A 19,060-nucleotide genomic window follows, 5' to 3' on the forward strand; every position below is an offset into this window, starting at 1 on the left:
GTCGATAAATGAAGAAATTAATTAAAGAAATTGACGGTATTGTTAATTACGTCACTAAGGAGGAGAGGCAGTATTATGAAGAGCTTAACGAGAGACTGGCTCTTTATTTGGAGGGAGAAACAGATCTTTCTTATAAGTATTTTGTAAATGAAAAAGTAGGCTATCGTGTTGTTCAAGAGGACATAGCTTCTGCGCTTTCAAGGAAGTTTGATGAGTTCGCTATATATGCGAGGGATTTCTACGCCAATAAAGACGAAGATAGCTTCAACAAGTTAATTAATATTTATTATGTTCAGCTACTCGCAGTAACATCAGCTCTGTTTATGAAAAAGAGATTGCCCGCGTATCTGGATTCCAACATTAGTTCTTTAGGCTTACTATCTTTTACTTTTTTCACAAAAGAAGATCAGCTTAATGTTATGGAATACCTTGACTTTTTCCTTGAAAATAAAGCAAGTGAGGCTAAAAGCAAAGGCAATCCGAATCTGGCTCGCTGTGAAGCAGGACATAGCATTCTCCCGTTATTTGTTATAATTGGTAATGATTTTTTTGGGGTGGAAGAGCATGTTACTTCTTTTGAGGGGCTAGTGGATGGTAGCAGCGTACCACTTAATATAGACCCCAAAAAAAACCTCAATGAGGTTTACAGTTTCGCTTACAATAATTTCTTGAGCGACGACACTCAAACTGTAAAGGAAGTTTTTTTAGCCATGGGGGATTTCCATATTAATAACTGCCGTAAAGATTCTAAAAAGTTCTATATTTTTGATGCTACTGAGTGGCAGTTTTTACCGAGTGAGATTTTATGTTTATTAAAAATAAGAGTGAATGCTGGGAAAGATATTAGCTTTATCTCTCATCCTGTTATTGATATGTTTAAGCCGTTTATCAAAAGTAATGATATTGAATTGAGTAGCGAAAATATGAAATTTAGGGAGTCAATCTATAATAATCTTTCCAATTAAGACTGATGTTATTTACAGTTAAATTTAGTACCGCTTTAACTGTAACTGGCATATGTTCACTAACATCTCTAAATCTTGCCGCCTGTGAATCAGTGATACATCCCACACGCTGGCGGCCTACGGGCGCGACCACCTGCACCGAGAAACCTCCCGCAGCCAGGGCGTGCTCTCGCAGGAGACCCGTTACGACACCGCGGGGCGCATCACCCAGCGTACGGTGCTGGACGCCCGCCGGGAGCTGGTTTTCGAGCGCCGCTACCGCCGGGACCGCACCGACCAGAGAGTTCAGCAGATACACACCGATACCACGCCGACAACGCCGGGTGAAAAATACAGCCAGTACCTGTGGGGCTACGACGCGGCGGGCCAGGTCACAAAGGTCGTCGAACCGCAGAAGGAAGAACGCTTCTTCTGGGATGCGGCGGGCAACCGCACCGAAGAGCACCGTAACCCGGTGTGGCACAACCTGCTGCTGCGCCCCGACGGGCTGAAGCTCGATTACGACGGGTTCGGGGGGCTTGTGCGCCGTCAGGATAAAAGCGGCGTGGTGCAGCATTTCACGTATGAAGATGAACAGCGGTTAAAAGAGATTCGCTTTGAGGGGAACAGCGAGTTCCGCAGAGTGGAATACCGGTACGACCCGCTGGGGCGCAGAACTCACAAGATTCTGTGGCGCTACGGTGATAAAGACCCGGAAACCATCCGCTTCGACTGGCAGGGACTGCAACTGGCGGGTGAACAGAGCGACCGCGAGCCGGACCACTACGTTCAGTACATCTACACCGAAGGAAGCTACGAGCCGCTGGCGCGCGTCGACAGCGTCTTCGACGACTGCGAAATTTACTGGTACCACACCGAACTTTACGGCCTGCCGGAGCGGGTGACCGACACTGACGGCCAGACCGTCTGGCGCGGACAGTTCAGCACCTGGGGCAAAACGGAGCGCGAACTCAGCGTACCGCAGTGGCAGGTGCCGCAGAACCTGCGCTTCCAGGGGCAATATCTCGACCGCGACAAATTTGTCGGGAACACATTTGAATACGCGTAGCGTACCCCGAAGGGGCGAGCCACAGGGATGTGGCGAGTATTGCGGGCTGCACTACAACCTGTTCCGCTACTACGACCCGGTCGCCGGACGTTACACGAAGATGGACCCGATAGGGTTAGCGGGCGGTATGAATACGTATGCTTATACATCCAATCCTCTAGTCTATATTGATCCTTTAGGCTGGTGTTCCACTAAACTTGGAAAAAATATGGGAGCACGGCCAAGGGATGGAATGGCGAACCATCACTTAATTCCTGAAGAATTAATTAAGGATCCTAGGTATAAGGTTATATTTGATAGGTTGAAGAAAATAGGTTGGGATGGAGATGGCGCTTCGAATGGTATCTTCCTTCCGGGTAGTGAAGATCTTGCCAAAACGATAGATATGCCGGGTCATTGGTCTAATCATCGGGAATACACTGGTGAGGTTCGTAAGAAACTTGAGAATGTGCTGCGTAAGGAAAGCAAACTTAGTGATACGCAGCTTGCTTTGCATGTCAAAGATATACAGGATTGGGCCCGTGAAGGTTTAAAAAAGGGCATATTTAATATAGGTTTCAATAATGGGCGATTACTATGACATTAGACAGTTGCAAGTTTTTTGTAATCAATTTTAAGCCAGGTGGGGAAGGATTTCCTCACTACATTGACAAAGAATATACACCAGAGTTGCCAACGTTTAATATTCATACTGCGTTGCCTGAACTAACGGTTTTTTGTGATCATTATACATTAAGAACGACCGTGGATAATTTGGCGGGAGACTATTACCCGTTAGATGATCTAGCTTCAGATGAAATGTTATCTTTATGCTCAGCGTTGAGTGTTGATTATTTTAATGTGCCTTTAAGTATTGAGCTTAGCGACGGGAGGGAGGTATCTAAGCATTATAATTTATTTTATTTGAAGAAATACTTATCTATAATTGATAAAGATAAATCTGAGTACGAAATAGATGATTTCATTACTGATGATGAAACGGTTTATTGTAGCAAAATAAATAGATTTATTATTAAGGAGAATTTGTGTGATCATTTATTCTTCTGTACTGACATTGGTAAGCCCGTATGTTCCTCAGATTTTAAAGAGCGATTCACAAAGCAGGGACTTGTTGGTATAGATTTTATGGCGATTGATAATAATTATAAATATGATGAATGGGACAATTAATATTATTAAAAAATAGCTTGAGCTAAGCTATTTATGGAAATAGCAAATATTCGAATTATAGCTGCTATTTCGTGAGGGCTGACCGCCCGGGAAACCGCTGACCACCGCACCGAGTATCGTCACGACACGCTGTCGCTGGAAATCCGCCGGGCCACCCGCGCCGGGTGGCGCAATGCGCTGCTGGAAGAGGGGGAGCCTGAATGGGATGCCGTGCTCATCTTCACCCGCAATGCGGCGGGCGAGCTGGTGAGCGAGGAGAACCACGGCGGGACGTTTGAGTACGAGTACGACGCGCTCGGCAACCTCAGCAGCACGCGGTACCCGGGCGGGCGCGAGCTGGCGGCGCTGCGCTACGGCACCGGGCACCTGCTGGAGATGCAGCTGCGCCACGGCGGGGCGACGCACACGCTGGCGGCCTATGGCCGAGACCGCCTGCACCGGGAAATCTCCCGCAGCCAGGGCGTGCTCTCGCAGGAGACCCGTTACGACACCGCGGGGCGCATCACCCAGCGTACGGTGCTGGACGCGCGCCGGGAGCTGGTGTTTGAACGCCGCTATCGCCGGGATCGCACTGACCAGATAGTCCAGCAGATACAAACCGATACCACGCCGGCAACGCCGGGTGGAAAATACAGCCAGTACCTGTGGGGCTACGACGCTGCGGGGCAGGTTACCAAAGCCGTCGAACCGCAGAAAGAAGAACGCTTCTTCTGGGACCCGGCAGGCAACCGCACCGAAGAGCACCGCAACCCGGTGTGGCACAACCTGCTGCTGCGCCCGGCGGGCTGAAGCTCGATTACGACGGGTTCGGGGGGCTTGTGCGCCGTCAGGATAAAAGCGGCATGGTGCAGCATTTCACGTATGAAGATGAACAGCGGTTAAAAGAGATTCGCTTTGAGGGGAACAGCGAGTTCCGCAGAGTGGAATACCGGTACGACCCGCTGGGGCGCAGAACTCACAAGATTCTGTGGCGCTATAACGACCCGCAGCCGGAAACCATCCGCTTTGACTGGCAGGGACTGCAACTGGCGGGTGAACAGAGCGACCGCGAGCCGGACCACTACGTTCAGTACGTCTACACCGAAGGCAGCTACGAGCCGCTGGCCTGCATCGACAGCGTCTTCGACGACTGCGAGATTTACTGGTACCACACCGAACTGAACGGCCTGCCGGAACGGGTGACGGACGCTGACGGCCAGACCGTCTGGCGCGGACAGTTCAGCACCTGGGGAAAAACGGAGCGCGAACTCAGCGTGCCGCAGTGGCAGGTGCCGCAGAACTTACGCTTCCAGGGGCAATATCTCGACCGCGACAAATTTGTCGGGAACACATTTGAATACGCGTAGCGTACCCCGGAAGGGCGAGCCACAGGGATGTGGCGAGTATTGCGGGCTGTACTACAACCTGTTCCGCTATTACGACCCGGTCGCCGGGCGTTACACGCAGATGGACCCGATTGGGTTAGCGGGCGGTATTAACACGTATTCTTACGTAGGTGATCCGCTGGTGTGGGTGGATCCGTTGGGATTGGCAGGATGCTCTACAACCCTTGGTAAAAATATGATGCAAAAAATGGGTCTGTCTCGTTCTACTTCATGGAAGGGCTATCAGGCGCATCATATAATTCCAAAAGAGCTGGCTAATCATCCAGCATTAAAAAAGATAAATTATTATATAGATGACGCTGGCAATGGGATTTTCTTGCGTAAAGCAGACGATGCTTCAAGTGCTATGTCTAGACATCAAGGCAACCATCATGGTTATACCGATGCCATTAGCGATGCTCTCAATAGAATTGACTTAAATCAGTCGAAAAAAGCAATCGCGCAGCAAGTAAATGATATCCAAAGTACAGCTAGAAAAGCGATGGAAAGCGGGACACCTATACGCTCTAAAGACATGTATAACAGAGACATTTTTGGACCAGATACAGAGAAGCTCGGTAGGGAGCGCGTCTATAATTTGTGGACTAATATATTGAGGTGAATATGCAAGTTGATGTTGCCATTTACATGGAACCTATGTTGTTTTCCCGCAATCCTGAATTTCTTGCTGGAAGCGGTGGAGATGTATTAAACTCAGAATATATTAATGATGAGAAGTTGGCTTTGCATCTTCTTTTTGATCAAGATCTACCTAAAGAATATATAGTATGGAGTGACTTCTTTGCCGAAATCACTTCTGAATTACTCTTAAATGCGCTTTATAAAGAATCACAGGACGCTATTAAATATCAAATGATGATTTCAAAAGGAGATGCTTTGAAAGAAAACATCAGAAAACGGAAAGCATATCTTTTAAAGAAAAAAATGGGTCTTGCGGAAAATAAAAGGTATGAGGATTTTATTAGTGAGGTTAGTGACGAGGCTATATATATGTTGAGTATGATTGCCACTCAACGATATATTAATGGAGTTATATTAGGATCGCCTCTTGAAAAACTTTATGAGATATTTAAAACTGGATGTATACCGTGTGGTGTGAAAAAAAACAAGGATATTGTAGTATTTAATCCCGCTGTTTTGAAGTAATGCTAATTTTGATTTATTAAATGCATGGCCTTACCTAAGGCAATGCATTTTTATGCTGTTAACTCTGTAGGTTTATGTTTTCAAGAGGAGTTCTTTAATTGGAAATATTAAATCCACATTTGTAAAAAAATCATCTCACCGCGCGAGAAACCGCCGACCACCGCACCGAGTACCGTCACGACACGCTGTCGCTGGAAATTCGCCGCGCCACCCGCGCCGAATGGCGCACCGCGCTGCTGGAAGAGCGCGAACCCGAGTGGGACGCCGTGCTCATCTTCACCCGCAATGCGGCGGGCGAGCTGGTGAGCAAGGAGAACCACAGCGGGACGTTTGAGTACGAGTACGACGCGCTCGGCAACCTCAGCAGCACGCGGTACCCGGGCGGGCGCGAGCTGGCGGCGCTGCGCTACGGCACCGGGCACCTGCTGGAGATGCAGCTGCGCCACGGCGGGGCGACGCACACGCTGGCGGCCTATGGCCGAGACCGCCTGCACCGGGAAATCTCCCGCAGCCAGGGCGTGCTCTCGCAGGAGACCCGTTACGACACCGCGGGGCGCATCACCCAGCGTACGGTGCTGGACGCGCGCCGGGAGCAGGTGTTTGAACGCCGCTACCGCCGGGACCGCACCGACCAGAGAGTTCAGCAGATACACACCGATACCACGCCGGCAACGCCGGGTGGAAAATACAGCCAGTACCTGTGGGGCTACGACGCCGCGGGCCAGGTCACAAAGGTCGTCGAACCGCAGAAGGAAGAACGCTTCTTATGGGATGCGGCGGGCAACCGCACCGAAGAGCACCGCAACCCGGTGTGGCACAACCTGCTGCTGCGCCTCGACGGGCTGAAGCTCGATTACGACGGGTTCGGGCGGCTTGTGCGCCGTCAGGATAAAAGCGGCGTGGTGCAGCATTTCACGTATGACGATGAACAGCGGGTAAAAGAGATTCGCTTTGAGGGGAACAGCGAGTTCCGCAGAGTGGAATACCGGTACGACCCGTTGGGGCGCAGAACTCACAAGATTCTGTGGCGCTACGGTGAGAAAGACCCGGAAACCATCCGCTTCGACTGGCAGGGGTTACAGCTGGCAGGTGAACAGAGCGACCGTGAGCCGGACCACCACGTCCAGTACGTCTACACCGAAGGCAGCTACGAGCCGCTGGCCCGCATCGACAGCGTCTTCGACGACTGCGAGGTTTACTGGTACCACACCGAACTGAACGGCCTGCCGGAGCGGGTAACGGACGCTGATGGCCAGACCGTCTGGCGCGGGCAGTTCAGCACCTGGGGAAAAACGGAGCGCGAACTCAGCGTGCCGCAGTGGCAGGTGCCGCAGAACCTGCGCTTTCAGGGCCAGTACCTCGACCGCGACAAATTTGTCGGGAACACATTTGAATACGCGTAGCGTACCCCGGAGGGGCGAGCCACAGGGATGTGGCGAGTATTGCGGGCTGCACTACAACCTGTTCCGCTACTACGACCCGGTGGCCGGGCGTTACACGCAGATGGACCCGATAGGGTTAGCGGGCGGGCTGAATACCTACAGCTATGTGGGTGATCCGCTTACGGGGATAGACCCTTTTGGACTTGCGCCATGTCCAGTTAGAGAAGTCAATGGAGCTAAAATATATGGCAAAGGGCAAGTCGATAAAACGCCTGGCCATGATCAATTCTCAGAAGTTATTGCAAATAAACTTGCTATGAGTGGTAAGTTTAAAGAGATTTATTTGAACAGGTCTTATAGCTTTGCGCATGGACATGGTATTTCCGGAAGAAGACCTGACATTATGGCCGTTGATATAAACGGAAAAACACACTCGATAGAACTTGCATCAAAAACAGATATGGGCAAAAAGTTGCCGACATTAACTACTCGGAACCAGACGGCAATGAGTAACCTCCCGCCTTCACAACAGGGCGAAATAATTTTGTTTAAACACCATTATGATGCTTACCATATTAAGTCTGTATTAGATGATTTGATTGAAAGTATATAGGAGTTAGCATGGCTTTCGGTTTCGCTATTTATGGTACACAAGAGATTACACCTTCCAGTGCGCTTAATGAAGGTTTTCGTTTTTTTGAAACTATAAAATCTGATGTAAATGCACAAGGTTACTATGCGGTTCGAAGATATCGAAGCCAAGAGGATATTGATTTTGTAGAGAAAAGTCTGGATGAGCTCAAATATGCGCTAGATAAAGGTGAAGCTAAAGATTTCCGGATTTATCATGAAGGTCTTAAGGGTACCCCCTGGGAAGCGGCTTTCGGATATTCAACAAAAACATTTGGAGGCTTTTTCCATATAAATCTTCAATACAATGGTGATGGTCTTGAAGATTTGTTTTTATTTTTAGATGGGTTTTTTGAAAATAATGCTGCGTCTTATGCAATAGGCTATAAATGTGCCGATGTATATGATGCCTATCATTATGCAATTGGAGAGAATATGGTCAAGCTTTTCCCATGGGAAAATGCGATGGCCTTTAATAAAGAAGTTGATGGTCGATTTCAGGGGCAGGCAAGGTTTAATTCAACAAAATTACGGTTAGTATACCCCGTCAATGTCATTAATTCCTCTCATTTAGATATTGTGATTGGCGAATCAACATTGTGCGAAGCCATACAAAAAAATGAATGGGGTATGCTAAAAAAAATTAACAGTGTAAATGAGAGATGGTTTTGGATTGTTCAGGACAATCAATTGGAAAGTATAAATAATGAACTCGGGATGCATGGAGTCTTAATTTCTTGGAAAAAATGTAGTCCCAGAAGAGGTAGCAACAGGTTGCCGTAAGATTCATAATATATATTGAAATACATGAGTTATTCTTATCTTTAAGGCGGGAGAGCCCGCCATTTTCATTAATAAATAACCATAATAAATACTGCTGCAAATTTTTAATTAATGAATCAATAACTTTTTTTCTAATTAAATGATAATGAGCATATGCAGTGCAAGAACCTTGGCAGGCACAACCTGCTGCTGCGCCTCGGCGGGCTGAAGCCGCAGCGCACGGTGCTGGACGCCCGCCGCGAACTGATGTTCGAACGCCGCTATCGCTGGGACCGCACCGACCAGATAGTCCAGCAGGTACACACCGACGCGACGCCGACAACTCACTGAGAAAAATACAGCCAGTACCTGTGGGGCTACGACGCGGCAGGTCAGGTGACGAAGGCCGTAACGGACGCCGACGACCAGGCCGTATGGCGCGGGCAGTTCAGCACCTGGAGCAAAACGGAGCTCGAACTCAGCGAACCGCAGTGGCAGGTACCGCCGAACCTGCGCTTTCAGGGCCAGTACCTTGACCGCGACAAATTTGTCGGGAACACATTTGAATACGCGTAGCGTACCCCGAAGGGGCGAGCCACAGGGATGTGGCGAATAGTAGGGCCTGCACTACAACCTGTTCCGCTATTACGACCCGGTGGCCGGGCGTTACACGCAAATGGACTCGATTGGTTTAGCAGGCGGTATGAATACCTAGAGCTATGCGGGTGATCCGCTGGTGTGGGTGGAGCCGTTGGGATTGTTTGAATGTTCTGTTGCGCCGAAGGGAAGAAAGGTCAATAGAACAATTTATCGCTTTGAAGAGCCACATCGCATAGAAACTACATGGACAACACACCCTGGAAATATTGCAGCTTCTCACCGTTATACAGATACGGGGCTGGGCGGAGTTTATGGGGCTAACTCACGCAAAACTGCTCTTACTGAGGTTAACGCGTGGAATGTAGATTTATCCAAAAGGGTGCTTGTTTCTAAAAAGGTCCAATTGAATAATGTGCTCGATTTGACGAGGGCTGATGTCAGAGATCAGTTGGGGGTGTCTTTAAAAGATATAACTGGAAAAAATTATGATGTAACTCATCAAATTGGAAGCTGGGCAAAAGAGCAAGGTTATGACGGGATTCTAGCGCCTTCGTCACGAAATCCGTCAGGTTCAAATTTAATATCTTTCATGGGGTTTTAATAATGGAAAATCTTGAAGCGGAATATCCTGGTGATGCTAAATGGGAAATTTTCTATAGAGTTTATGAATCTATGTATCAAAGTAGTGAAATAATGGAACTTGCCGTAGAGATTGGAGGGCATAAAGATATTGCTACAGTTATATATGGTTTACTGGGCGCAGAAGAATGCTTTGAGTGGATTCACAAAAAAATCCCTATTCTGGATGGACTAACTCCGCTTGAATGTATAAAAAGCGTTAGCCTTATGAGAAGACTGAAAACAGCATTGATGAGAATGCCATGTTAAAACTATCAATGCGATTTGGCGGAAGGGATTATTAGACCTTCCGCAAGTAAAGCCGGAAAACTGGAGGTGGCAACTAAAGGTGCTAATGACTTACCGCTCGAAGGTAACGGGATCATTCTGGATGCACATTTCTGATTATTGAAATATTGACAAGGTCCGAATATGTCTTTTAATGTAAAAGATCTGAAAAAAATTTCGAAAAAGAACTTCTTGTATATTTAAAAGATAAATCCAAAGAAGTGTCGGGTGTTAAAGTCACAAAAAACAAAATGACATTAAAGACACTACACGCTATTACAACTATTGACATTACTTTCTTAGCTAAGTCGAGGACATCTGCAATGGTATGCCTGGTTCTGGCGATGGGTATTAATGATGTGATTTTACAAATAACCCACCTTATAAATCAAATCTTCCAAATAAAGATTACACGTTATTTGTCAGCGCGTTAGGGGTAAATGACAAACGCCCCATTCTCCCTACTACAAATGATGGTATTAAGAGAGCATGTGAAACCATCTTTTCTATTATAAAGGATGAGTTTTTGATAATGTCTAAAAACCTTATTGAATTAAGTGATAGTTTATTGTTAGAAGTTCAAAAAATCCGCACGTATATTTGTATCACTTTTTGTTAGCATGTTTAGCGATACAGAAAAAATTTAGACGGAGTGGGCTGGAATTATCCCCTTATTGATAAGTTATTGGGATTTCTTAATGAAAAATAATTAAGGCTAGGGTTTAATGCGGATTTTGCAAAATCAAAGTTTAAATTTATATTAATCCCTTGGCTGGCGACTTAATGTCGCCCTTGTTTTTACATGACGCCTAAACTCTTGATTCTAATATTTATTATCAGATGGTGATTTTTATATGTATTTGTCATTGTAAAGGTGTATTTTATTGAAACCGTCGAGCATTATAGATTCGGTCGATGGGAAATAATCAACGGTTTAATATCAGGAAGCTATAATGGAAGATATTTTTAATTTGCTCGATGAATTAATTAGTGCAAGTGGTGAGGAAGCTCGAGGAAGTGGTCCCGCCTCTGAGGATGTCATTGAGCTTTATGAGAAAGAGCTTAAGGTTAAATTCCCTTCCACATATAAGTTCTTTTTAGAGAAATATGGGACGCTTTCATTTAATGGAGAGTCATTTTATGGCATCTCAAAGTTAGGCCTGGCCGCACAATCTGCACCTGATGTCAGGTATGCAACCCTTAAGGCCAGGGAACTTGGCGATATTGATAACAATATGATTTTGATAAAATCCTCTGGTTATGGCCCGCTATTTTCTATTGACGTATCTGTTCAAAGTGATGGCGAGGCAGCAGTAGTGGAAACAAACTTATCATTCAAGAGAGATGGCAGTAAAAAAATCGTGGCTAAGACTTTTGCGGATTTTTTGATGCTTGAAATTAAAGAGTCTTTGGAAGGTTTATAATTCCTTTGAAGAGGTATATGTCGCATTTTATTAGACTGGCAGTACCTCTCATTAACCTCAAAATTTTTTAGTATGCACTTTAATTTTGTTAAAAATGCAGGATGAAAAGGTGCACTTGGTCAAAATAACTAGCTTAAAAGAATTAATAAAGAGTATTCCAGTTTTGATTTGCATGAATTTATTGTTAATACCGAAACTACTTTAAAGTGCTTTTCCGGGCCAGCAATCAGGACCTCCATCTCTGTTGTATATTTGAGCATCTGCCTGAAGATATGCGGGCAGGTGGTGAGCGCCGCCGACCCGGTGGCCGGGCGTTACACGCAGATGGACCCGATTGGTTTAGCAGGCAGTATGAATACCTACAGCTATGCGGGTGATCCGCTGGTGTAGGTGGATCCGTTGGGGTTGGTTGCATGTTATAAGCCACCGTATGAGAATGTTTTTTACAGGACCATGTCAAAAGATGATTTGCTGTTTTACAAAAAACGGGACGGATGCCGGGTACAACCGAAACAATAATATCTCCTACCCGTGAGTTTTCAGAAGACTACGACGGGATATTGGTACCATTCAATCTAAAACCCGGTACGCGAGCACAGTTAGAAGGTATTGGCATTAGAGATAAGTCTGATCTGGCTGCTGTAACCCATCCTGATATGCCAACTCAAGTAAAATCAGAAGCTTGGAGATTGAAAAATGCTCGATTTAAAGGCGAAGATGACCAGATAAAAATTGGTCTTGGTAGGGAAGGGGACGCTGCTTTCAAAATCTTTAACGATGGTATCGATTCTTTTAATGTGTTGAGGAAATAATGAATTCAGAGCAAACGAACTTAGTGCTTTCCGTGGTTAATAATAAGCCGCTTCGAGCTGGAAAAATAACAGATGAAGAGTTTCTAAAACTTTTTCCATGTACTCAGGAAAATGTTGATGATTTTATAGATGACATTTTAAAAAATGCGCATTCTTCTAAAGACCTGAAAGAAGTTGAATACGCTTTATATATTGGCTTTCATTTTGGATTTACAAGCAAGCATGAAGATATTTTGATACATCTTTTGGGGGATGATTTTCATTATAAACATGATGATGTTGTGCGGGCTTTAGTTAAAATAAATGCTAAAAGCGATGATGCAGTAAATGCCCTATATAACTGTGCTTTGTCTGAATATGATTATTTGGCTGATGACAGAGAGGATGATAATTACATGTTGGCATGGAACTGTATATACGCTTTAGCGAGAATAGGTTCAAAATACGCTGTTGAGAAATTAAAGGCATTATCAAGAAACTCCATCCCTGAAATAAAGAGCAAAGCAGTACAGGTTGGAAAATCTTACGGTGTTTTAGTTTAAAAAAATAAATTTCTATTTAAGCCGGTTTTCGGCTTAAATTTTATAAGACCGTTCTTGAGGGAGAAGTGAAATTGCTAAATGTATGCTCCCAGAATCTATACACCCTTTTATCTTTTCGGCAAGGCTGGTTACATCTGAAATGTTAAAAATCCATTTTTTACAATAATCTTCAACAGCTTGATTACGTAATCCTATTTGTATGGTGCGATAGTTTAGTTTATTTAGATATAAGTCCCTTTCTGGGTCCCATTGTATTATTACATCTGATTCTTTTATATCGGTGCGCCAGCTGTCTAAGCTATTATGAAGAGACTCGCCATGACTGCTAAGTACTCCAGTTTTGAGTATTTCACGGAATCCTGTGTGGCTTATATCTATTGCCAGAATTCTTTTTTGTCTTGAGTCTTTTTTTGCCCATCCTGAACGGTACATCATCCATAAAAAAGAAGGCTTAATCCATGTCATTCTGCTCATACTGAATGGTGGAGATACGAAGGTTTTGTTCTCAAGAGCGCTTTCTGCTATTTCATCGGAAAACGCCTGATAAACTCGAATGAAATCATCCGTATAATATGCTCTAATTTCATTTGTTGGAGTTAAAGAGATGGTTTTTTTATTCATGATTTTTCAATTATAGATTGTAGATATCATTATTTATGATAAGCAATATCCAGGGATAATACCATGTCCCACAATGATACTTCGGGCTGTATTCTGGTAAAAATTACGAGTAAACCAGACCCTTAAATATTTTGCTGGCCGCGCGACGCGAACTGGTGTTCGAACGCCGCTTCAGGCGGGACCGTACCGACCAGAGAGTTCAGCAGATACACACCGATACCACGCCGACAACGCCGGGTGAAAAATACAGCCAGTACCTGTGGGCTAAGACGCCGCGGGGCAGGTGACAAAGGCCGTCGAGCCGCAGAAAGAAGAGCGCTTCTTCTGGGACCCAGCGGGCACCCGCACGGAAGAGCAACGTAACCCGGTGTGGCATAACCTGCTCGCAATGGCAGGTGCCGCAGAACCTGCGTTTCCAGGGACAATATCTCGTCCGCGACAAATTTGTTGGGAACAGATTTGAATACGCGTAGGGTACCCGGAGGGGCGAGTTTGATGCCGCACATGTTCTTACGGCAAGTAGAGATGCATATTATCGAGCAGTAAACCAATATTTATATGATGGGTCTTTTGAGTCTGTGATATTTCAAGGTGCAGAGTATGGATAAAATAGATAAAGTACTTGATTTGATTAAGAACGATAAAAGATGTGAGGTGATTCCACCCAAAGGGGATCTGCCATCACTCCCTAATAATAAATTAAAATATCCTGAAGATGTCATTTACTTTTATCAAAAATGTAATGGAGTTAAACTTTTTTGCAACGATAGCTCTCTGATCACATTTACCATTCTTTCTAATGTTGAAATTTTAAATTCAAACATGAAGATTCTAGGTGAATTATGTGAATATGATATCTCTTCCGCATGGTATCTGATAGCAAAAACGGATAACCATGATTATTTATCTTTAGATTTATCTCTTGAGAGAAGTGGCCGTTGTTATGATAGTAATTACGAGGTTCATGGGGTAGCCGGAAGCTGTCCAGTTATAGCACTTAGTTTCTCTGAGTTATTGTCGGAGTTGTATAATACAGGTGGTAAAGATATTTACTGGAAAAAGAAAGTTTATGGAGATGCGTATGATTAAATGAGGTTTGTATAAAGGCAAGATATTATGAGATATCGCATTCAAGGAGGTGCAGTGTATTATCACATTCGCTCGTAATTATTTGCTATTAAATTTTTTATTTTTAGAGTTGATGAGTTCTTCCTGTAATTTATTTGTAATCTATGCGCCAATTGCCTGGGTTTGTTATTTCTTGATAAAAAAGTTTATATTAAATAATTTAATTTCTTAGGCAGCCGCTGGGAATACTACTACGCCCCGCTGTGCAGACGTACTCATAAGATTCTCTGGCGCTACGGTGAGAAAGACCCGGCAACCATCCGCTTCGACTGGCAGGGGGCACAGCTGGCGGGCGAACAGAGCGCGAGCCACAGGGATGCGGCGAGTAGTGCGGCCTGCACTACAACCTGTTCCGCTACCAGGACCCGGTCGCCGGGCGTTATCGCAGATTGACCCGATTGGGCTAGCGGGCGGGATGAATACCTAAAGCTATGTGGGTGATACGCTGGTGTGGGTGGATCCGTTGGGGTTATCAACTAATTCATGCGTGGGAACCAGGCAGTTTCTTTAGGATACAATATTAATAGAGGAATAAATGGTATTTCTCTACCTACAATCGTTGAAGAATCTCTGGCATCGGGTTTACCTTTATATTCTGGCAGACATCTCAAAGAAGTAACCATGTTTACGAATAAAGAAATGAGAATTCTGCAGAGTAAATATGAAATGAAAGCTATTAAAGATAGCGAGCTGCCCGATAAAATTGGTAAGGTTGAAGATAAGATTCGTGAAGCCTTACTTGGCCAGCAGTTTAAGTTGCAAAATGCCGATCCACATTTTTAAGAAGGATAGAATATGTATTACCGTATAAAAGAAACATATGATGATAACTTGTATACTGATGCAACAGTTACAAACATGAACGATGTTATGCTTTTTAATGTAACACTCGCAGAAAAACTGGGGAGTAACTTTCCTGTATTACAACTGGAGCTTGATTCTGATTTAAGGCCAAACGATTTTTTTAGAAGCGGCCCTTTTATAATAGTTTCCGCGAAAATGAAGAAAATACTCGAAAGCGTACGCGCTGATTACGAATATTTTGATGTAATTATTACGTCCGACACAGCAACATATCCGAAAGGCGACTTCTTTTTTGCTCACTTACTATGCGGTATATATTTTCTTAATAAAGAAGAGTCTGTGTATACCCCTTATGAATCTAACGATGCATTTATCGAAAGAATAGAAAAAGTAGTAATTGATGAACAAAAAATGGGTGGTGCGCCAGCCGCCATTCTAAAAAATTGTTTCGAGGATGTTACTGTTTATCAAGATAAACTCGTTGATAAAATGATTCAAGCGTCCATATCGGGCGTGGAATATGAAAAATTAAATCATTAATATAGCTAAATTATCAATCACTCTTTTAATAACAGCCGGGAAATAAGCTTGGTTTCCTGGTCGTTATTATGGAACCCTGAGTTTAGATTCCTCTTAACTGGTAGAGGTTCTTAAGATGGTAATCCTGTTTCACCCACTAACTAAAATGAGAAAGTAAAAAAAGAAATTGAAATTATTGTTAATTACGTCACCAAGAATCAGAGGCAATCTGATGAGGGTATTAACGAAAGATTAGCCCATTACATGAAGGTGAAGCAGAAATTTATTATAAGTATCCTTCTTTCTTGAAAATAGAGCAAGTAAGGGTAAAGGGAAATATGGCACTCTGTCGTTAAATGGGGAGTCATTTTGTGGCATTTCAAAGCTAGGCCTGGCCGCACAATCTGCACCTGATATCAGGTTTACAACCTTTAAGGCCAGAAAATCTGGCGATGTTGATAAAAATATTATTTTGATAAAATCATCTGGTTATGGCCCGCTATTATCCATTGACATGTCTGTCCAAAATGATGGCGAGGCAGGAGTGGTGTAACCAGATTTATCACTCAAAAATAGATGGCAGTAAAAAATCGTGGCTAAGACTTTTGCAGGTTTTTGATTTGTGAAATTAAAAAGCCTTTGTTATATTTATAATATCTTTGAAAAGATTACATGCGCACCACGTTAACCAGGCTGTAAGGTATAGTATCCAGAACAGGATTCAGTATGATGCTCTCGGTGGCATGTGTGTCCCAAGAATCCCAGGTAGAATAAATAAGATGAACTTATGAATATAAACCAGGCATCGATCGAAAAGTTATTAAGAATCAATTGGCTTTCAAACGCAGGAAAAGATAGCTCTATTCCTAACACAATACGCGTTAAAAATATAAATGCTTTTCAACTTAATCTAGAAAGTGAAGAGTGGGAAAGTGTTACTTTAGAAGCCCGGAATAATATTACAGGTTTGTTGTCAAAAAAACATGTGAATGCTTTTCTTGAATGGAACAAGCTCGCAGATGCTGCTGCTGTTATCGTTGAAAGTAAAATTGTTCCACAAATTCCTCTGATAGGAGGGAATCAAAAGGCTTTGCTTAATAATATAAAGTGGGATTTATTAAATTATTTATTAGAGGATGCTTATAGTCCCTTTTTAAATAAGTCCCTTTTTTTTATGAATCTTATTTCTATTTATGAGCAAGGTCATATGCCCTGTGGCTGGGCCGGTCCGTGGCCCCAGGGCGAGCTAATAATTTACTAACCCTCCTGGCGGAATGCGCCGCGAACTGGTTTTCGAGCGCCGCTATCGCTGGAACAGCACCGACCAGAGAGTCCGGCAGATACACACCGACGCGACGCCGACAACGCCGGGTGAAAAATATAGCCAGTACCTGTGGGGCTACGACGCCGCGGGGCAGATTACGCAATGGAGTCTGGCGCCGGATGGCCTGCCACTGGCGCGTACCGTTGCGCTGGGCCATCAGGTGAAATATGAATATGATCTGGCGCGCCGCGGCGAGGCGCAGTGGCAGCGCGCCCGTTATCAGTTTGACTCGCTTGGACGCCTGACTGCGGGCATTAACCACGGCGGGCGCGTGGAGCTGGAGTGGGCCCCCGCCGGGCAGCTTACGCTTGAGCGCAACCTCATTCGCGGCAGCAGCTATGAGCTTCATCATCAGTATGGTGAGCTCGGCAACCGCACCGTCACCGCCTTGCCGGACGGAACGGGAAAATCGCAGTGGCGCGTGATTACGCCTGGCGGCGTGACGGGCAGCTGCTGCAGATGGTGGATAAATACACCGGTGAGCATCGCTATGACTACGATGCACTGGGCCGCTTAACCCGCGCTAGTGACGAACACTTCGCCTTCGTCCCGGCCCATAACCTTCTTAGCGACACCACCGCGGGCCCGTTACAGGATAACCGCCTGCGCGTGTATGAAGATAAACGCTGGGAGTACGACAACTTCGGCAACGTTATCACCAAACATATCGCCCGACACACCACACAGCAGTTCAGATGGAACGCAGAGCATCAGTTGGCAGAGTCCGTCACCTTACGTAACGGCGCAGCGCAGCGCACCACGTATGGTTATGACGCCTTCGGCCGACGCAGCTGGAAGCAGGATGCATTCGGCGTGACGATCTTCGTGTGGGACGGCAACCGGCTGCTGAGTGAAACGTGGGGCGCTTTATCAGCCAGGACCCAATAGGGCTCGCGGGTGGGATAAACCTGTATCAGTATGCGCCGAACCCGTTGGTTTTTATGGATCCTTTCGGTCTTAGTCGGTTAGATATTGTAAAAAGTAATGGACATATTGTTCCATCGGATATAGTTAACCCTCATGGACATCATATTTTTTTAAGGGTGCTTACAAACAAATCCGGATATGCGTATGCAGCTAAATCGCAGTAGGAAGATTCTTAAGATCTATAATATAGATATAAATGATCCGGCTAACCTAATGGTAGCTAATAATGGTAAAGGTGTGCATACTGTTCCAAATGCGGAAAAAGTTGCAGACATATTAGAAAAAGAACATTTAGCTATATCAGATCAAGTCAAAGATAAAGTTATCAGCCATTCTGAAGCGACTGGAAAAATGAAATGCAAACTTCAATAAGCTGGTAAAGATGTTTTCGGAGAGTATAGGTGAACTATTATGAGCAAATTATGGGAAGTTTTTGAAGAAGATCTAGAGCGCGCCGTGCGTAACGATTATTTGAAGATAGTCAAAAACTTGAATGAGAATATTTATTCTGTTGCCCTCGTCACAGATAGTTTTGCAAAGTCATTGTTTTTGGCGTTAAACACACATGAATCGTTAGCTAAAGCTAAAGAGAAATATATTAGAGAGATAAAACCAAAAGAGGATTACTTTAAAAATGTTTTAAAATGGACTCCCTCCGAATGGGCTTATGGGAATGATGACTTAACTGATTCTGAAATCAAAAATATAAGTCACAAGCTTGCTCAGATAGACGATAGTTCAGATGAGTTTCAGGCGGAATTTTATGAATCGCTTACTGGTGTGTTAAATACGTTAAAAAAATCAGGTCTTTTCCCCGAAAACGATTTTACCTTATTCATCTCAATAACTGATGATGATAGATCTGAAGCAGTAGAAAATTATGCTGCCCAGTTATTAAATTCCAAAGATGTTTTCATGAAATTTAAAGAAAGATACTCTGATCAGCCTGCGTGAGGATCTTCTTC

General features: G+C 44.6%; 17 protein-coding genes and 6 pseudogenes. 21 read left to right on the forward strand and 2 right to left on the reverse strand.

Features of this window, described 5'->3' with window-relative positions:
• Window positions 1-8 precede the first annotated feature (8 nt).
• The 5 genes and pseudogenes from HF650_RS00385 to HF650_RS00420 all read left to right on the forward strand — a co-directional run bounded on the left by HF650_RS00385 (window position 9) and on the right by HF650_RS00420 (window position 5,714).
• Window positions 9-965, forward strand: a complete 957-nt coding sequence (locus HF650_RS00385; protein ID WP_187800727.1) for a hypothetical protein — start codon at window positions 9-11, stop codon at window positions 963-965.
• A gap of 103 nt (window positions 966-1,068) precedes the next feature.
• Window positions 1,069-2,593, forward strand: a pseudogene (locus HF650_RS00390) (RHS repeat-associated core domain-containing protein); the annotation flags it as partial.
• A complete protein-coding gene (locus HF650_RS00400; RefSeq protein ID WP_187800728.1) occupies window positions 2,590-3,183 on the forward strand; it encodes a DUF1629 domain-containing protein in 594 nt (197 codons plus the stop codon). The pseudogene HF650_RS00390 and the gene HF650_RS00400, both read left to right, overlap by 4 nt.
• 78 nt (window positions 3,184-3,261) lie before the next feature.
• A pseudogene (locus HF650_RS25050) lies at window positions 3,262-5,169 on the forward strand (AHH domain-containing protein); the annotation flags it as partial.
• Window positions 5,170-5,171: 2 nt separating this feature from the next.
• Window positions 5,172-5,714, forward strand: a complete 543-nt coding sequence (locus HF650_RS00420; RefSeq protein WP_187800729.1) for a hypothetical protein — start codon at window positions 5,172-5,174, stop codon at window positions 5,712-5,714.
• A 107-nt stretch (window positions 5,715-5,821) separates the two neighbouring features.
• Here the strand turns inward: HF650_RS00420 and HF650_RS25055 are convergent, their stop codons facing one another.
• Window positions 5,822-6,034: a hypothetical protein gene (locus HF650_RS25055; protein ID WP_223284349.1), complete on the reverse strand. Its 213-nt coding sequence runs from the start codon at window positions 6,032-6,034 to the stop codon at window positions 5,822-5,824.
• Here HF650_RS25055 and HF650_RS25520 point away from each other — a divergent pair.
• The 9 genes and pseudogenes from HF650_RS25520 to HF650_RS00475 form a co-directional block, all read left to right on the forward strand.
• A pseudogene (locus HF650_RS25520) lies at window positions 6,017-6,624 on the forward strand (type IV secretion protein Rhs); the annotation flags it as partial. The gene HF650_RS25055 and the pseudogene HF650_RS25520 sit on opposite strands and share 18 nt — an antisense overlap.
• A 304-nt stretch (window positions 6,625-6,928) precedes the next feature.
• Window positions 6,929-7,709 (forward strand): annotated as a pseudogene (locus tag HF650_RS25060) (RHS repeat-associated core domain-containing protein).
• A gap of 8 nt (window positions 7,710-7,717) precedes the next feature.
• The gene (locus HF650_RS00435) at window positions 7,718-8,509 is read left to right on the forward strand and encodes a hypothetical protein (protein ID WP_187800730.1); all 792 of its coding nucleotides are present in this window, start codon (window positions 7,718-7,720) and stop codon (window positions 8,507-8,509) included.
• Between the two features lie 213 nt (window positions 8,510-8,722).
• Window positions 8,723-9,200 (forward strand): annotated as a pseudogene (locus HF650_RS25030) (RHS repeat-associated core domain-containing protein); the annotation flags it as partial.
• A gap of 24 nt (window positions 9,201-9,224) precedes the next feature.
• A complete protein-coding gene (locus tag HF650_RS00450; protein ID WP_191264932.1) occupies window positions 9,225-9,689 on the forward strand; it encodes an RES family NAD+ phosphorylase in 465 nt (154 codons plus the stop codon).
• 2 nt (window positions 9,690-9,691) lie between these two features.
• The gene (locus HF650_RS00455) at window positions 9,692-9,976 is read left to right on the forward strand and encodes a hypothetical protein (protein WP_187800731.1); all 285 of its coding nucleotides are present in this window, start codon (window positions 9,692-9,694) and stop codon (window positions 9,974-9,976) included.
• Between the two features lie 971 nt (window positions 9,977-10,947).
• Window positions 10,948-11,418, forward strand: a complete 471-nt coding sequence (locus tag HF650_RS00460; protein WP_187800732.1) for an SMI1/KNR4 family protein — start codon at window positions 10,948-10,950, stop codon at window positions 11,416-11,418.
• 494 nt (window positions 11,419-11,912) lie between these two features.
• Window positions 11,913-12,230, forward strand: coding sequence for a hypothetical protein (locus HF650_RS00470; protein ID WP_187800733.1), 318 nt, complete (start codon window positions 11,913-11,915; stop codon window positions 12,228-12,230).
• Complete coding sequence (locus HF650_RS00475; RefSeq protein ID WP_187800734.1) at window positions 12,230-12,772, forward strand: hypothetical protein; 543 nt, start codon at window positions 12,230-12,232, stop codon at window positions 12,770-12,772. The genes HF650_RS00470 and HF650_RS00475 overlap by 1 nt, the downstream gene beginning before the upstream one ends.
• Before the next feature lie 33 nt (window positions 12,773-12,805).
• Here the strand turns inward: HF650_RS00475 and HF650_RS00480 are convergent, their stop codons facing one another.
• Window positions 12,806-13,393, reverse strand: coding sequence for a DUF4291 domain-containing protein (locus HF650_RS00480; RefSeq protein WP_187800735.1), 588 nt, complete (start codon window positions 13,391-13,393; stop codon window positions 12,806-12,808).
• Window positions 13,394-13,993: 600 nt separating this feature from the next.
• Between HF650_RS00480 and HF650_RS00485 the strand changes: the two genes are divergently transcribed.
• From HF650_RS00485 to HF650_RS00515, 7 genes and pseudogenes are all read left to right on the forward strand, one after another.
• On the forward strand, window positions 13,994-14,482 hold the full coding sequence (locus HF650_RS00485) for an SMI1/KNR4 family protein (protein ID WP_187800736.1): 489 nt from the start codon (window positions 13,994-13,996) through the stop codon (window positions 14,480-14,482).
• A 522-nt stretch (window positions 14,483-15,004) separates the two neighbouring features.
• Window positions 15,005-15,304, forward strand: a complete 300-nt coding sequence (locus HF650_RS00490; protein ID WP_187800737.1) for a hypothetical protein — start codon at window positions 15,005-15,007, stop codon at window positions 15,302-15,304.
• Window positions 15,305-15,316: 12 nt separating this feature from the next.
• Window positions 15,317-15,865, forward strand: coding sequence for a DUF1629 domain-containing protein (locus HF650_RS00495; RefSeq protein WP_187800738.1), 549 nt, complete (start codon window positions 15,317-15,319; stop codon window positions 15,863-15,865).
• A 766-nt stretch (window positions 15,866-16,631) separates the two neighbouring features.
• Window positions 16,632-17,105, forward strand: a complete 474-nt coding sequence (locus tag HF650_RS00500; RefSeq protein WP_187800739.1) for a hypothetical protein — start codon at window positions 16,632-16,634, stop codon at window positions 17,103-17,105.
• 142 nt (window positions 17,106-17,247) lie between these two features.
• Window positions 17,248-18,133, forward strand: a pseudogene (locus HF650_RS00505) (RHS repeat-associated core domain-containing protein); the annotation flags it as partial.
• 106 nt (window positions 18,134-18,239) lie between these two features.
• The gene (locus tag HF650_RS00510; protein ID WP_223284242.1) at window positions 18,240-18,467 is read left to right on the forward strand and encodes a hypothetical protein; all 228 of its coding nucleotides are present in this window, start codon (window positions 18,240-18,242) and stop codon (window positions 18,465-18,467) included.
• A 39-nt stretch (window positions 18,468-18,506) separates the two neighbouring features.
• Window positions 18,507-19,049, forward strand: a complete 543-nt coding sequence (locus HF650_RS00515; RefSeq protein ID WP_187800740.1) for a DUF4303 domain-containing protein — start codon at window positions 18,507-18,509, stop codon at window positions 19,047-19,049.
• Window positions 19,050-19,060: the final 11 nt, after the last annotated feature.

Origin of the sequence: Kosakonia sp. SMBL-WEM22 (assembly GCF_014490785.1) — a bacterium.
Classification (GTDB): domain Bacteria; phylum Pseudomonadota; class Gammaproteobacteria; order Enterobacterales; family Enterobacteriaceae; genus Kosakonia.

Excerpts from the sequence above, each read along its gene's own strand:
- HF650_RS00460 (WP_187800732.1), top strand. The coding sequence starts at position 10,948 with ATGGAAGATATTTTTAATTTGCTCGATGAATTAATTAGTGCAAGTGGT.
- HF650_RS00490 (WP_187800737.1), top strand. The coding sequence starts at position 15,005 with ATGCGTGGGAACCAGGCAGTTTCTTTAGGATACAATATTAATAGAGGA.
- HF650_RS00470 (WP_187800733.1), top strand. The coding sequence starts at position 11,913 with ATGCCGGGTACAACCGAAACAATAATATCTCCTACCCGTGAGTTTTCA.
- HF650_RS00455 (WP_187800731.1), top strand. The coding sequence starts at position 9,692 with ATGGAAAATCTTGAAGCGGAATATCCTGGTGATGCTAAATGGGAAATT.
- HF650_RS00400 (WP_187800728.1), top strand. The coding sequence starts at position 2,590 with ATGACATTAGACAGTTGCAAGTTTTTTGTAATCAATTTTAAGCCAGGT.
- HF650_RS00515 (WP_187800740.1), top strand. The coding sequence starts at position 18,507 with ATGAGCAAATTATGGGAAGTTTTTGAAGAAGATCTAGAGCGCGCCGTG.
- HF650_RS00420 (WP_187800729.1), top strand. The coding sequence starts at position 5,172 with ATGCAAGTTGATGTTGCCATTTACATGGAACCTATGTTGTTTTCCCGC.
- HF650_RS00485 (WP_187800736.1), top strand. The coding sequence starts at position 13,994 with ATGGATAAAATAGATAAAGTACTTGATTTGATTAAGAACGATAAAAGA.
- HF650_RS00495 (WP_187800738.1), top strand. The coding sequence starts at position 15,317 with ATGTATTACCGTATAAAAGAAACATATGATGATAACTTGTATACTGAT.
- HF650_RS00475 (WP_187800734.1), top strand. The coding sequence starts at position 12,230 with ATGAATTCAGAGCAAACGAACTTAGTGCTTTCCGTGGTTAATAATAAG.
- HF650_RS00500 (WP_187800739.1), top strand. The coding sequence starts at position 16,632 with ATGAATATAAACCAGGCATCGATCGAAAAGTTATTAAGAATCAATTGG.
- HF650_RS00480 (WP_187800735.1), bottom strand. The coding sequence starts at position 13,393 with ATGAATAAAAAAACCATCTCTTTAACTCCAACAAATGAAATTAGAGCA.
- HF650_RS00435 (WP_187800730.1), top strand. The coding sequence starts at position 7,718 with ATGGCTTTCGGTTTCGCTATTTATGGTACACAAGAGATTACACCTTCC.
- HF650_RS00510 (WP_223284242.1), top strand. The coding sequence starts at position 18,240 with ATGCAGCTAAATCGCAGTAGGAAGATTCTTAAGATCTATAATATAGAT.
- HF650_RS00385 (WP_187800727.1), top strand. The coding sequence starts at position 9 with ATGAAGAAATTAATTAAAGAAATTGACGGTATTGTTAATTACGTCACT.